A 13826-nucleotide genomic window follows, 5' to 3' on the forward strand; every position below is an offset into this window, starting at 1 on the left:
GCGGGCGCGCGGTGGGGGATCCGGCTCTGCCGGGCGGAGAAGGGGCTCGAGCGCGACGCGATACCCCTTCTCCGGCTATGCTTCGGTCTGAACGTCCCGACGCATGGTCCCTTTCCCGCATGACTTTCCGCATCGCCATCAACGGTTACGGCCGCATCGGCCGCTGTTTCCTCCGCGCCCTGCACGAATCGCCGCTGCGCCAGTCGCTTTCGATCGTCGCCATCAACGAGCCGGCAGACCTCGAGAGCATGGCCTACCTCACGCGCTTCGACTCGACCCACGGCTGTTTTCCGGGCACGGTCGGCATCCGCGACGGCTGTCTGCATGTCGATGACCGGAACATTGCGGTGACCCACGCGGCGACCCCGGACGGCGTGGATTGGCGGGCCTTCGAGGCGGACCTGCTCGTCGAGGCCTCGGGGCGCTACCGTTTCCGCCACGAGCTCGAAGCCTTCCTCGCCGCGGGCTGTCCGCGCCTGCTGCTGTCGCACCCCGGCCACAGTGCCGCGGACGTCGATCGCACCGTCGTGTTCGGCATGAACCACGAGGCGCTCGACGGCAGCGAACGCATCGTGTCGGCCGCCTCGTGCACGACCAACGCCGTCGTGCCCATTCTCGCGCTCCTCGAGCAGGCCTTCGGCATCGAGCACGCGCTGACGACGACGCTGCATTCGGTGATGAACGACCAGCCCGTGATCGACGGCTATCACGCGACCGACCTGCGCATGACGCGCTCGGCGATGCAGTCGATGATCCCGGTGCAGACGGGGCTGGCGAAAGGCATCGTCCGCCTGCTGCCGGCGCTCGAAGGGCGGATCGCGGCCAAGGCGATCCGCGTGCCGGTGCCCAACGTCTCGGCGATCGACCTGACGGTGACGCTCCGGCGCAATGCCACGGTCGAAACGATCAACCGCCTGCTGCGGCGCGTCGCCGAGGAAGACCGCCACGGCGTGCTCGCGTACTCGGACGGGCCGCATGCGTCGGTGGATTTCAACCACAACGGCTTCTCGGCGATCATCGACGGCAGCCAGACGCGCGCGAGCGGCGAACGCCTCGTGAACCTGCTGTTGTGGTTCGACAACGAATGGGCCTTCTCGCGTCGCATGCTGGATGTGGCGGCGTTCTGGGCGAAGCGGTTGGGGCGCTGAGCGCCATCGCACGGAGCGCCGAGTGTCGTCCCCGGCGCAGACCGAGCCCCCGGATTCGCCCGCAGCGGACGGCGCCTGGTGGCGCAGCCTCTCCTTCCCGGCGCTGCGTGCCGACCTCCTCGCGGGGCTTCTCGGTGCGCTGCTGGTGCTGCCGCAGGGGGTCGCGTTCGCGCGCCTTGCCGGCATGCCCGCGGAGTACGGCATCTACTCCGCGATCGTGCCGTGCATCGTCGCGGCGCTGTTCGGTTCGAGCCGCCATGTCGTCTCCGGCCCGACGAACGCGAACTCGCTCGCGCTCTTCGCGATGTTGTCGCCGTTCGCCCTGCCGGGGAGCCCGGAATACATCCGCCTCGTCCTGACGACGACCCTCATGGTCGGCGTGTTCCAGTTCCTCATCGCGCGCTTCCGCCTCGGCTCGCTCGCGAACTTCATCGCCCCGTCGGTGCTGATCGGTTTCATGTCGGGCGCCGCCTGCCTGATCGCCTATCACGCGGCGCTCGACCTGTGGCATCTGGTCCTGCGCGATGGCGGGACGCCGTGGGGTGCTCATTGGCGTGAACTCGCCGTTGCGCTGACCACCGTCACGACCACCGCCGTCGTCGCGCGCCTGCGGCCGCGCTGGCCGGCGATGCTGGCGGGGCTCGCCGCGGGCTACGTGCTGGCGGAGGTGTGGCAACTGCGCACCGGTGAAACCTACGTCCACCTGGAGGCGATCGCCTCGGTGTTGCCGCCGTTCAGCCTGCCCGATTTCTCGCCGGCGACGCTCGCGCAGCTCTCGGGCATCGCGCTGTCGCTCACGATCGTCGCGCTCGGGCAGTCGGTGTCGATCGCGAAGGCGGTCGCGGAGCGCTCGGGCCAGCCCATCGACGTCAATCGCGAATTTCTCGGGCAGGGGCTCTCCAATATTGCCGGCAGCTTCTTCTCCTCCTATCTTTCCTGCGGTTCGCTCAACCGCTCGATGCCGAACTACGAGGCCGGCGCGCGGACGCCGCTCGCCGCGGTGTTTTCGAGCGTCCTGCTGCTGGTGCTGGTGGGCGCGAGCGCCGATCTGCTCGCCGGGATCCCGATGGCGGCGATCGCCGCGCTGCTGCTGTACGTCGCCTGGACGCTGATCAACATCCCGAAGATCCGCGAGACCGTGCGCTTCAGCCGCCAAGAAGCGGTGTGCCTCGGTGCCACCTGGATGGCCACGCTGCTCATCCCGATCGAGTTCGCGGTGCTGATCGGCGTCGGCCTGTCGCTGGTGTTCTACCTGCATCAGACCTCGCGCCCGGTCATGCGCGTGCTCGTGCCGCACGGACCCGCGCGCCACTTCATGCCCGTCGAGGACATTGCCGATCCCGTCGGCGAGTGCCCGCAGCTCAAGCTCGTGCGCATGGAAGGCGACGTGTATTTCGGTGCCGCGCAGTACGTCGGCGACATGCTGACGCACTACCGCGAGCGCTTCCCCGGCCAGAAGCATCTGCTGGTGATGGCCAAGAGCATGAATTTCGTCGATCTCGCCGGCGCGCGGCTGTGGTCGCAGGAATTCCGCCTGCGGCAGGAAGCGGGCGGATCGCTGCAGTTCCATCGCCCGCGCGCGCGGGTCGTGAATGCCTGGCGGCGCAGCGGTCTCTACGAGCGACTCGACCGCGAGCACATCTTCGACAGCAAGTCGGACGCGCTCGCCGCCGTGGTGCCGAGGCTCGACCCCGACGTGTGTGCGCGCTGCACGAAGCGTATCTTCCTCGAATGCGCCGCGATGCCGGCGCCGCCGCCCGAAAAGGCTTGAAGACGAGCGCGCTCCCGGGCCGGCCTCACTGGCGGTGGAGGTCGTAGGTGACGAAACGCTGGTGGTGCGGCGGCAGTTCCAGCCACTCCTTGTGGGCGAGACTCGCACGGATGTCGTCGAGGCCGCTCGCCCAGTGGTCGCGCATCGTCTGCGGGCCGAACTCGTAGTCCTTCGCGAGCCCGTCCCATTCCTTCTCCTGGTAGATCAGGTGGATCACGCTCACCTGCCGCCCGCAGGCCCACTGGTCTGCGCGGGTGCACCAGTGGTCGGACAGCCGGGTGTCCTGCGGGACGTACTTCAGCAGCTCGCGCACGATGTTGCGCAGCTCCTGCTCGCGCGCCATCAAATCCGTGATCGCGCGCGTGCGGCTCGAATACTGGATGTCCTTCTGGCGCTCCTGCACGTCCCAGATATTCGTCGGCACCATCCCGAGCGCGCTCCACAGGTCGACCTGGAAAGCCAGCGTGTCATGGCGCGGCTCGTCGGCCAGCACGCGCCCCAGCGGCGTGTTCGACACCAGTCCGCCGTCCCAGTAATACTCGCCGTCGATCTCGACCGGAGGGAAACCCGGGGGCAGGGCGCCCGACGCCATGAAATGCTCGAGCCGCAAGCGCCCCTTCCACGGGCCGATGGTGTTGTCGAAATACTCGAAGTTGCCGGTACGGACATTGACGGCGCCGACCGACACGCGCGGGCTGCCGGCGTTGATGCGCTCGAGGTCCACGAGCTGCGCCAGCGTCGCGCGCAGCGGCGAGATGTCGTAGTAGCTCGCTTCCGCCGGCGGCAGGCTCACGGACAGCCAGGGTGGCGGCAGCCGCGGCTTGAAGAAGCCCGCCTGCCCTTCGACCACGCCGCGCCACGCCGTGGCGGCATTGAACGCCCGCCGCGCGTCATCGCCGAGATGGCCGACCCAGGACTGCATGACCGCGGCAAGCGGCTGGGTGAAGGCCGGGCGGCACACCGTCTCCCAGAAGGTGCGCAGGTTGGCGACCCGCTGCGCGGGCGGACTGCCGGCGATCAACGCCGTGTTGATCGCGCCGATCGAGATCCCGGCCAGCCAGTCCGGCTCGATCCCGCCATCGTTAAGCCCCTGATACACCCCCGCCTGGTAGGCGCCCAACGCGCCGCCGCCCTGGAGGACCAGGGCGATCGTCCGGAAAGGCGGCCTGGGGCGTCTCATGCGTGTGGTTTCGCGGGCGCGGAAGCGTGACCCGGCCAGTGCATGACCCAGCCGAAGCTCGGGCACACCACGTACGAGCGCACGCCATGCTTAGCGACACCCATCGCCACCCCGACCGCCCGTACCTGTTCGGCGCCCGCAAGATTGATGTCCGCGACCGCGACCATCGCGCCGGCCTGCGCCAGCTTCTCCGCGATCGCCCTGCCGATGCCGCTTCCCGCCCCAGTGACCACGGCCACCTTCCCGCCCATTTCCCGAGCCATGCTCCGCACTCCTTCGCACGCTGCGCATCGTTCCATACGGAAAAAGTCTGGGTGACCCGATCGGGGAAATCAAGATTCGCGGGGCGGACGCCTTGCCGCATCACGCTGCTCTTCTGGTTGTTGAAGTGGCGATGACCGTGATTCGTCTCGAATCATCAGGAAGACGTGCCCCCGATCCCATTCAGCATCTGCCCTGTCTGCCCGCCGAGGGCGTCGGGACTGAAGATCGACGATGTCGTATCCCGCTGGTCGGCGAGTTTGTCGAGTCGAAACCGGCCAGGGTGTCGGTGGCGGTGAAGGTGCGCGGTACTCGGTAGGCCACGCAGCCCTCGCGGCGGATTGCCCCGAACGGCGTTTGGACACCAAACCGTTTCGGAAGGCTGAAAAAGCGAAACCCGCTGACGAGTCAGCGGGTCTCATGATCCTGTGGTGGTGATGGGCAGAATCGAACTGCCGACCTATGGGTTATGAATCCATCGCTCTAACCGTCTGAGCTACATCACCGCTCGAGCCTGCTAATATAGCGGTTTGCGAAACCGCGCGTCAACATGCTTCAATGAAGAAACTGTATATCCGCACCTTCGGGTGCCAGATGAACGAGTACGACTCCGACAAGATGGCGGATGTGCTCGGCGCGACCGAGGAACTGGTCAAGACCGACAACCCCGAAGAGGCCGACGTGATCCTCTTCAACACCTGTTCGGTGCGCGAGAAGGCGCAGGAGCGGGTGTTCCACGACCTCGGGCGGGTGAAGCACCTGAAGCAGGCGAATCCGAACCTCATCATCGGCGTGGGCGGCTGCGTCGCGAGCCAGGAAGGGGCGGCGATCGTCGCGCGCGCGCCCTATGTCGACGTCGTCTTCGGGCCGCAGACCCTGCACCGCCTGCCGCAACTGATCGCCGAGCGGCGCTACAGCGGTCGCTCGCAGGTCGACATTTCCTTTCCGGAAATCGAGAAGTTCGACAACCTGCCGCCAGCGCGCGTCGAGGGGGCGAGCGCCTTCGTCTCGATCATGGAAGGCTGTTCCAAGTATTGCACCTACTGCGTCGTGCCCTACACGCGTGGCGAAGAGGTGTCGCGGCCGCTCGACGACATCCTGACCGAAGTCGCCGGCCTGGCCGATCAGGGCGTCAAGGAAGTGACGCTGCTGGGGCAGAATGTCAACGCGTGGCGCGGACCGATCACGAAAAACGGCGGCGAGACGGGCGACTTCGCCTTCCTGCTCGAATGCGTTGCCGAGATTCCCGGCATCGAGCGCATGCGCTACACGACTTCGCATCCGCGCGAGATGACGCCGCGTGTGTTCGACGTGTATGCGAACATCCCGAAACTCGTGAGCCACCTGCACCTGCCCGTGCAGTCGGGCTCGGACCGTATCCTCGCGGCGATGAAGCGCGGCTATTCGGTGCTCGAGTTCAAGTCGGTCGTGCGCAAGCTGCGCGCGGCGCGGCCGGATCTCTCGCTGTCGTCGGACTTCATCGTCGGCTTCCCGGGGGAGACCGAGGAGGACTTCGAGAAGACGATGAAGTTGATCGAGGAGGTCGGTTTCGATGCGTCCTTCAGCTTCGTCTTCAGCGCGCGCCCCGGGACGCCGGCCGCGGACCTCGACGACCCGGTGCCGCAGGAGACCAAGCTGCGCTGGCTCGCGCGCCTGCAGAAGCGCATCGACGCGCAGGCGCAGGCGATCAGCCAGGCGATGGTCGGGCGCGTCGAGCGCGTGCTCGTCGAAGGCCGTTCGCGCAAGGACGAGAACGAGCTGGCGGCGCGCACCGCGAACAACCGTGTGGTGAATTTCCTCGGCAATCCGCGCCTGATCGGGCAGTTTGTCGACCTGACCATCACCGCCGCGCTGCCGCACAGCCTGCGCGGCGAAATCGTGACCAGAGAGGCCTGAATGGGGCGACCCACGGAAGTGGTACTGGAGCCGCTGGACAACCAGCGGCTTGCGAACCTGTGCGGCGCGCTCGACGAGAACCTGCGCCAGATCGAGACCGCTTACGACGTGACCATCGCGCGCCGCGGCGAGCGCTTCCTGCTGCAGGGGCAGGCGGCCGAGGTGGCGCTTGCGGCCAAGGCGCTGCACGAGTTCTACGAGCAGGCGAACGAGCACCTCACCGTCGATGACATCCAGCTCGGCCTGATCGAGGTCGCCAACCGCCGCAAGTCCGACCACGCGGCGCCGGCGCTGATGACGCGCAAGACCGAGCTGCACGGTCGCACGCCGCGCCAGGTCGAATACCTGAAGAACATCCAGGCGCACGACATCACCTTCGGCATCGGCCCGGCCGGTACGGGCAAGACCTACCTCGCGGTCGCCAGCGCCGTGGACGCCTTCGAGCGCCAGCTCGTCGAACGCATCATCCTGACGCGCCCGGCGGTCGAGGCCGGCGAGCGCCTCGGCTTCCTGCCCGGCGACCTCGCGCAGAAGGTCGACCCCTACCTGCGCCCGCTCTACGACGCGCTCTACGACCTGATGGGCTTCGACCGCGTCGCCAAGCTCTTCGAGCGCGGCAGCATCGAGATCGCGCCGCTCGCCTTCATGCGCGGACGCACGCTCAACCACGCCTTCATCATCCTCGACGAGGCGCAGAACACGACGCCCGAGCAGATGAAGATGTTCCTCACGCGCATCGGCATCGGCGCGAAGGCGGTCGTCACCGGCGACCTCACGCAGATCGACCTGCCGCGCGGGCATCGCAGCGGACTGCTGGAAGCGCGCGAAGTCCTCGCGTCGGTGCGCGGCATCGCCTTCACCGAGTTCCAGAAGGAGGACGTCGTGCGTCACCCGCTCGTCGCGCGCATCGTCGAGGCCTACGACAACCAGGCGACGCGCGCCGCGACGCAGGCCGCGCTCGCGGCGAAGAAGGAGCAGGGGTGATGATCGACTCCCCGCCGCAACTCGCGCTCACGATCCAGAAGGCCATCGGCAAGGCCAATCGCGGGAGTGCCCCATCCTCGGCCGACATCCGACGCTGGGCGCAGGCCGCGCTGCAGGCGGGCGACGCCGAAGTCACGGTGCGCCTGGTCGGCGCGACGGAGGGGCGCGAGCTCAACCGCGACTTTCGCGGCAAGGACTACGCCACCAACGTCCTGACCTTCGTCTATGACGAGGGCGAGGACCTGCGCGGTGGCACCGACGCGCCGCTCACCGGTGATCTCGTGCTGTGCGTCCCGGTCGTCGTGCGCGAATCGGCCGAGCAGGGCAAGCCGCTGGCCGCGCATTTCGCGCATCTGATCGTGCATGGCCTGCTGCACCTGCAGGGCTACGACCACGAGGACAGCGACGAAGCCGAGGAAATGGAGGCGCTGGAAACGCGGATTCTCGCCGAACTGGGCTATCCTGATCCCTACGCCGAACGATCCGCCTGACCCGCCCGAAATATGGACCCTGCCTCACCCCGACCTAGTCTGCTCGAACGCCTCTCCGCGCTGCTCACGCGCCAACCCGAGGACCGCGAAGAACTGCTGACCCTGCTGCACGCGGCCTGCGAACGCGACCTGCTCGATACCGATGCGCTCGCGATCATCGAGGGCGCGCTGGAAATGTCCGAAATGCAGGTCGGCGACGTGATGATCCCGCGCGCGCAGATGGACATCATCCGCCTCGACGATCCGGTCGACGGCATCGCCGCGCACGTCATCGACACCGGCCATTCGCGTTTCCCGGTCGGCAACAGCAAGGACGACATCGTCGGCATCTTCCTCGCGAAGGACCTGCTGCGCTACTACGCAGGGCGCGATTTCGACATCGACGCGCTGCTGCGTCCGGCGGTGTTCGTGCCGGAGTCGAAGCGCCTCAACGTCCTGCTGCGCGACTTCCGCGTCAGCCGCAACCACATGGCGATCGTCGTCGACGAATACGGCAGCGTGGCCGGCCTCGTCACGATCGAGGACGTGCTCGAGCAGATCGTCGGCGACATCGAGGACGAGTTCGACCGCCTCGAACCCAGCGACAACATCCAGCTCGACGCGGACGGCTGCTACCGCGTCCGCGCGACCACCGAGATCGGAGAATTCAATGCCGCCTTCGCCGCGGATTTCAGCGATGCCGAGGTCGACACCGTGGGCGGACTGCTGATCTGCCAGCTCGGCCGCCTGCCGCGGCGCGGCGAAGTCGTAATGCTCGGGAACCTGAGGGTGACGGCGCTGCGCGTCGATGGCCGGCGAGTGCACACCCTGCTCGTGCAGCCCGCCATCGGAACGGCCGCAGCGTGACCGTCCTCGTGCAGGATTCGGGCGCCGTGCGGGCATCCGGGCGGATGCGCGGCCCGCTCGCGGCGACGCTGGCCGGTGGCGCATCGGTGTTCGCCTTCGCGCCCTTCGAGGCTTTCCCGCTGGCGGTGGCGAGCCTTGCGGTGCTGGCATTCCTCGCCGCGCGGGAATCGCGTGCCCGCAGTGGATTCGCGCTCGGCTTCGCGTGGGGTCTGGGTGCCTTCCTCGCCGGCGTGTCCTGGCTCTACGTCGCCTTGAACCGCTACGGCGGCATGCCGATGCCGCTCGCCGCGTTCGCGATCCTGCTCTTCTGCGCCTACCTCGCGCTGTTTCCCGCCGCCGTCGGTGCGCTGTTCGTGCGCCTCGGCCGCGGCGGCGTGTGGCTGCGTGCGTTGTGCTTCGCCGGGCTGTGGATCGGCGCGGAACTGCTGCGCGGCTGGCTGTTCACCGGCTTCCCGTGGCTCGCGCTCGGTTACTCGCAGACGCCGCCCAGCCCGCTTGCCGGCTACTTCTCCGTGCTCGGCGTATATGGCGTCGGCGGGCTGGTCGCGCTGATCGCGGCGCTCTTCGCGCTCACGCCCTGGCGCAGCCGGCGCGCGGCCGCGGCGACGCTGGTGGCGGTCGCGGCCCTGTCCGTCCTTGGCTACGGCCTTGGGCGCGTCGCGTGGACCGCGCCGGCCGGCAAGCCGGTGAACGTCGCGCTGATCCAGACCAACATCGAACAGAGTCTCAAATGGCGCCCCGAGCTGCTCTCGGAATGGCTGGAGAGCAACGCGCGCCTCGTGCGCGCGCATCCTGCCGACCTCGTCGTGCTGCCCGAGACGACGCTGCCGCTCCTCGCCGACCGCCTGCCCGACGGCTACCTCGAGGAGCTCGCCGCGCCGGTCGCGGCGCGCGGTGGCGATCTCGTGTTCGGCGTCTTCCTGCGCGATGCGCGCGGCGCGATCTACAACGCCGCGCTGAGCCTGGGCGCTTCTCCGTCGCAGGCTTACGCGAAGCAGCACCTCGTGCCCTTCGGCGAATATTCCCCGCCGCTTTTCGGCTGGTTCTACGACCTCGTCAGCATCCCGATGTCGGACCAGACGCGCGGCGCGCCCGACCAGCCGCCGCTGCACCTCGGCGGGCAGCGCGTCGCGGTCAACATCTGCTACGAGGATCTCTTCGGGCGCGAGCTGATCCACGGCCTGCCCGAGGCGACGCTGATGCTGAACCTGTCGAACCTCGCGTGGTACGGCGACTCCTTCGCCCAGCCGCAGCACCTGCAGATCGCGCGCGTGCGGGCGATGGAAACGGGCAGGCCGATGCTGCGCTCGACCAACACCGGCATGACGGCGCTGGTCCAACCCGACGGCCGCGTTGCCGGCGTGCTGCCCGAGTTCCAGGAGGGGGTGCTGAAAGTTGCGGTGCAGGGTCGTGAAGGGCTCACCCCTTATGCACGCTGGGGCGATGTGGCCGCCGTGCTGCTGGCGCTGGCCGCCGTCCTTGCCGGTGCAGTTCGCCGGGAGGGGCGCCGCAGGGCCGGATGAAATCCCGCCCTGCGCCATGCGGTCGTTTCCCCGTGGCATTTCGCCGCACGCCACCCAATTTCCGGCGGGCAAATTTCGCCCCTCGGTCGAATGCCAGTAAAATCCACCCTTTGCGTTTGCCGCGCGGCGCCCCCGTCGTCGCCCATAGCTGTCGAGAGACCATGTCCCTGCAAAAACCCACCTTCCAGCAAGTCATCCTGACGCTCCAGCAATTCTGGGGCGATCGCGGCTGCGTGCTGCTGCAGCCCTACGACCTCGAAGTCGGCGCCGGCACCTCGCACACCGCGACCTTCCTGCGCGCGATCGGCCCCGAGCCGTGGAACGCCGCCTACGTGCAGCCCTCGCGCCGCCCCAAGGACGGCCGCTACGGCGAGAACCCCAACCGCCTGCAGCACTACTACCAGTTCCAGGTCGTGCTCAAGCCCTCGCCGCTGAACATCCAGGAGCTCTACCTCGACTCGCTGCGCGCGCTCGGCATCGACACCAATGCGCACGACGTGCGCTTCGTCGAGGACGACTGGGAAAACCCCACGCTCGGCGCCTGGGGCCTCGGCTGGGAAGTGTGGCTCGACGGCATGGAAGTCACGCAGTTCACCTATTTTCAGCAGGTCGGCGGCCTCGACTGCAAGCCGGTGCTCGGCGAGATCACCTACGGCCTCGAGCGCCTCGCGATGTACCTGCAAGGCGTCGAGAACGTCTATGACCTCGTCTGGGCGGTCTATCCGGACGGCCGCAAAGTCACTTACGGCGACGTCTACCACCAGAACGAAGTCGAGCAATCGACCTACAACTTCGAGCACGCCAACGTCGACTTCTTCTTCTCGCTCTTCGGCAACTACGAATCCGAAGCCAAGCGCATGATCGAGATCGGCCTCGCGCTGCCCGCCTACGAACTGGTCCTGAAGGCCGCGCACAGCTTCAACATGCTCGATGCGCGTGGCGCGATTTCCGTCACCGAGCGCGCCGCCTACATCGGCCGCATCCGCAACCTGTCGCGCGCCGTCGCGCAGGCCTATTACGACTCCCGCGAGAGCCTGGGCTTCCCGATGCTCAACACCGCTGCAACCAAGACGGAGGCCGCATGATGACCGCCTCCCTGCTTGTCGAACTGCTGACCGAAGAGCTCCCGCCCAAGGCCCTGCCGCGCCTCGGCGAAACCTTCGCCGCGAAGATCTTCGACGGCCTCAAGGCCCGCGACCTCCTCGCCGAGGACCGGGGTTTCCGCTGGTTCGCCGCCCCGCGCCGCATCGCGATCACCGTGCCGCACGTGCGCGCTGCCGCCCCCGCGCGCGAAGTCACCGAAAAGATCATGCCGGTGCAGGTCGCGCTCGACGCCGAAGGCCGCCCGACCCCGGCGCTGCTGAAGAAGCTCGAAGCCAAGGGCATTTCGGCCGACGCCGTGGCGAGCTTCGAGCGCCGCCTGGACGGCAAGGCCGAAGCTCTCTTCTACACCCGTAACGAAGCCGGTGCGACGCTGGACACGGTGCTCGCGGCGATCGTCCAGGACGCCGTCAAGGCGCTGCCTATCCCCAAGCTGATGCGCTGGGGCGCGGGCGACGCGCAGTTCGTGCGCCCCGTGCATAAGCTCTCGATGCTGCACGGCGAACGCGTCGTCCCGGGCCGCGTGCTCGACCTCGACTCCGACCGCGTCACCCGCGGCCACCGCTTCATGAGCCGCGGCGACATCGCGCTCGCGACCGCCGAAGCCTACGAGCCGACGCTGCTCGCCGAAGGCAAGGTGATCCCGCACTTCGCCGAGCGCCGCGCCGACATCGAACGCCAGCTCCTCGCGGCTGCCGCGCGTGAAGGCGCGAGCCTGGGCGAATACGCCGACCTGCTGGATGAGGTCACCGCGCTCGTCGAACACCCCACCGTCTACGTCGGCGAATTCGAGGCCGAATTCCTCGCCGTGCCGCAGGAATGCCTGATCCTGACGATGCGCGCGAACCAGAAGTACTTCCCGCTGTTCGACGCCGCCGGCAAGCTGCGCAACCGCTTCCTGATCGTCTCGAACATGCATCTCGCGAACCCGGCGAACATCATCGCGGGCAACCAGCGCGTCGTGCGCCCGCGCCTCTCGGACGCGCGCTTCTTCTTCGAGCAGGACCGCAAGCACACCCTCGACAGCCGCCTGCCGCGCCTCGCACCCGTCGTCTATCACAACAAGCTCGGCAGCCAGTTGGAGCGCGTCGAACGCCTCGAACGCCTCGCCACCGCGATCGCCACCCGCCTGCATGGTGATGCGACCGCCGCCGCGCGCGCCGCGCGCCTCGCCAAGGCCGACCTCGTCACCGACATGGTCGGCGAGTTCCCCGAGCTGCAAGGCATCATGGGCCGCTACTACGCGCTCAACGACCAGGAAGGCGAAGTCGTGGCCGATGCGATCCAGTCGCACTACCAGCCGCGCTTCGCCGGCGACGCGCTGCCGGTGGGCAACGTCGCCTGCGCGGTCGCGCTCGCCGACAAGCTCGACGCGCTCGTCGGCTTCTTCGGCATCGGCCAGCTTCCGACCGGTGACAGGGACCCCTTCGGCCTGCGCCGCGCCGCCCTCGGCGTGCTGCGCATCCTGATCGAGACGCCGCTGCCGCTCGATCTCGCCGAGCTCGTCGCTGACGCCGCGGCCGGTTTCAAGCCCGGCCTGCTGACGGCCGCCGGTTTCGAAGCCCAGCTCCTCGACTTCATGTTCGAGCGCCTGAAGAACCTGCTGCGCGATGGCGGCCACGCGGGTGACGTCATCGATGCCGTGCTGGCGCTGCGCCCGATGCGCATGGACCGCATTCCTGCCAAGCTTGACGCCGTGCGCATTTTCCGCGCCCTGCCCGAAGCCGAAGCGCTCGCCGCCGCCAACAAGCGCATCATCAACATCCTGAAGAAGGTCGAAGGCGAACTGCCCGAACCGGACGTTGCGCTGCTGCAGGAAGAAGCCGAGAAGGCGCTCTTCCATCGGGTCGTCGACGTCGCGCCGCTCGTGCGCTCGCACATGGCGAACGAGGACTACACCGACGCGTTGTGCGTGCTCGCGGGCCTGCGCGCGGCGGTCGATACCTTTTTCGACGAAGTCATGGTGATGGCCGAGGAGCCGCTCACGCGCCAGAACCGACTGGCCCTTCTGCGCCAGCTCGCCGGTCTGATGAACCAGGTCGCCGACCTGTCGCGCCTGTCCGCCGCCTGACGGGAGCCGATCATGCCGAACAAGCTGATCATCCTGGACCGCGACGGCGTCATCAACTACGACTCCGAACAGTTCATCAAGTCGCCCGACGAGTGGAAGCCGATCCCCGGTTCGCTCGAAGCGATCGCGCGCCTCAACCAGTGGGGCTGGCGCGTGGTCGTCGCGTCGAACCAGTCGGGCGTCGGGCGCGGGCTCTTCGGCATGGACACGCTCAACGCGATCAACGAGAAGATGGTGAAAAGCCTCGCCCAGGTCGGCGGCCGGCTCGACGCGATCTTCTTCTGCCCGCATTCGGCCGATTCGACCTGCGACTGCCGCAAGCCCAAACCGGGCCTGTTCCTGCAGATCGCGGAGCGTTTCAACGTGAGCCTCGATCGCGTGCCGGCGGTCGGCGACAGCCTGCGCGACCTGCAGGCCGGCGTCGCGGTCGGCTGCAAGCCCTATCTGGTCCTCACCGGCAAGGGCGCAAAGACGCGCGACGATCCCGCGCTGCCGGAGGGCACGCTCATCTACCCCGATCTCGCGGCCGTCGTCGCCGATCTCACCGCCTGAAG

At 68.0% G+C, this 13826-nt stretch carries 12 protein-coding genes and 1 tRNA gene; 10 read left to right on the forward strand and 3 right to left on the reverse strand.

The genetic code is table 11. The annotated features are described in order from the left end of the window. Nucleotides 1–119: 119 nt before the first annotated feature. Nucleotides 120–1148, forward strand: a complete 1029-nt coding sequence (locus CDA09_RS04125; protein ID WP_121427457.1) for a type I glyceraldehyde-3-phosphate dehydrogenase — start codon at nt 120–122, stop codon at nt 1146–1148. A gap of 22 nt (nt 1149–1170) precedes the next feature. Continuing rightward, on the forward strand, nt 1171–2919 hold the full coding sequence (locus tag CDA09_RS04130) for a SulP family inorganic anion transporter (protein WP_217351280.1): 1749 nt from the start codon (nt 1171–1173) through the stop codon (nt 2917–2919). Between the two features lie 25 nt (nt 2920–2944). Here CDA09_RS04130 and CDA09_RS04135 read toward each other — a convergent pair whose 3' ends face one another. The 3 genes from CDA09_RS04135 to CDA09_RS04145 all read right to left on the reverse strand — a co-directional run bounded on the left by CDA09_RS04135 (nt 2945) and on the right by CDA09_RS04145 (nt 4866). Beyond that, nucleotides 2945–4099 carry a DUF3734 domain-containing protein gene (locus CDA09_RS04135; protein WP_121427459.1) on the reverse strand — a complete coding sequence of 385 codons (1155 nt, stop codon included), beginning with the start codon at nt 4097–4099 and terminating at the stop codon, nt 2945–2947. Further along, nucleotides 4096–4362, reverse strand: a complete 267-nt coding sequence (locus CDA09_RS23755; RefSeq protein WP_353616640.1) for an SDR family NAD(P)-dependent oxidoreductase — start codon at nt 4360–4362, stop codon at nt 4096–4098. Before CDA09_RS23755 ends, CDA09_RS04135 begins: the two co-directional genes overlap by 4 nt. 427 nt (nt 4363–4789) lie before the next feature. After that, a tRNA-Met gene (locus CDA09_RS04145) sits at nt 4790–4866 on the reverse strand. Nucleotides 4867–4918: 52 nt separating this feature from the next. On the opposite strand from CDA09_RS04145, the gene miaB reads away from it, so the two are divergent. The 8 genes from miaB (at nt 4919) to gmhB (ending at nt 13824) form a co-directional block, all read left to right on the forward strand. After that, the gene (miaB, locus tag CDA09_RS04150; RefSeq protein ID WP_121427460.1) at nt 4919–6256 is read left to right on the forward strand and encodes a tRNA (N6-isopentenyl adenosine(37)-C2)-methylthiotransferase MiaB; all 1338 of its coding nucleotides are present in this window, start codon (nt 4919–4921) and stop codon (nt 6254–6256) included. After that, a complete protein-coding gene (locus CDA09_RS04155) occupies nt 6257–7240 on the forward strand; it encodes a PhoH family protein (protein WP_121427461.1) in 984 nt (327 codons plus the stop codon). Further along, a complete protein-coding gene (ybeY, locus tag CDA09_RS04160) occupies nt 7240–7731 on the forward strand; it encodes an rRNA maturation RNase YbeY (protein ID WP_121427462.1) in 492 nt (163 codons plus the stop codon). The genes CDA09_RS04155 and ybeY overlap by 1 nt, the downstream gene beginning before the upstream one ends. A gap of 12 nt (nt 7732–7743) precedes the next feature. After that, nucleotides 7744–8577 carry a CorC family transporter gene (locus CDA09_RS04165; protein ID WP_121427463.1) on the forward strand — a complete coding sequence of 278 codons (834 nt, stop codon included), beginning with the start codon at nt 7744–7746 and terminating at the stop codon, nt 8575–8577. 44 nt (nt 8578–8621) lie between these two features. After that, nucleotides 8622–10100, forward strand: coding sequence for an apolipoprotein N-acyltransferase (gene lnt / locus CDA09_RS04170; protein ID WP_121430727.1), 1479 nt, complete (start codon nt 8622–8624; stop codon nt 10098–10100). Between the two features lie 161 nt (nt 10101–10261). Then, nucleotides 10262–11185: a glycine--tRNA ligase subunit alpha gene (gene glyQ / locus CDA09_RS04175; RefSeq protein WP_121427464.1), complete on the forward strand. Its 924-nt coding sequence runs from the start codon at nt 10262–10264 to the stop codon at nt 11183–11185. Next, on the forward strand, nt 11182–13272 hold the full coding sequence (glyS, locus tag CDA09_RS04180; RefSeq protein WP_121427465.1) for a glycine--tRNA ligase subunit beta: 2091 nt from the start codon (nt 11182–11184) through the stop codon (nt 13270–13272). Before glyQ ends, glyS begins: the two co-directional genes overlap by 4 nt. A 12-nt stretch (nt 13273–13284) precedes the next feature. After that, nucleotides 13285–13824, forward strand: a complete 540-nt coding sequence (gene gmhB, locus CDA09_RS04185; protein ID WP_121427466.1) for a D-glycero-beta-D-manno-heptose 1,7-bisphosphate 7-phosphatase — start codon at nt 13285–13287, stop codon at nt 13822–13824. Nucleotides 13825–13826 lie beyond the last annotated feature (2 nt).

The sequence above is a fragment of the Azoarcus sp. DN11 genome (genome assembly GCF_003628555.1).
Taxonomy (GTDB): Bacteria; Pseudomonadota; Gammaproteobacteria; order Burkholderiales; family Rhodocyclaceae; genus Aromatoleum.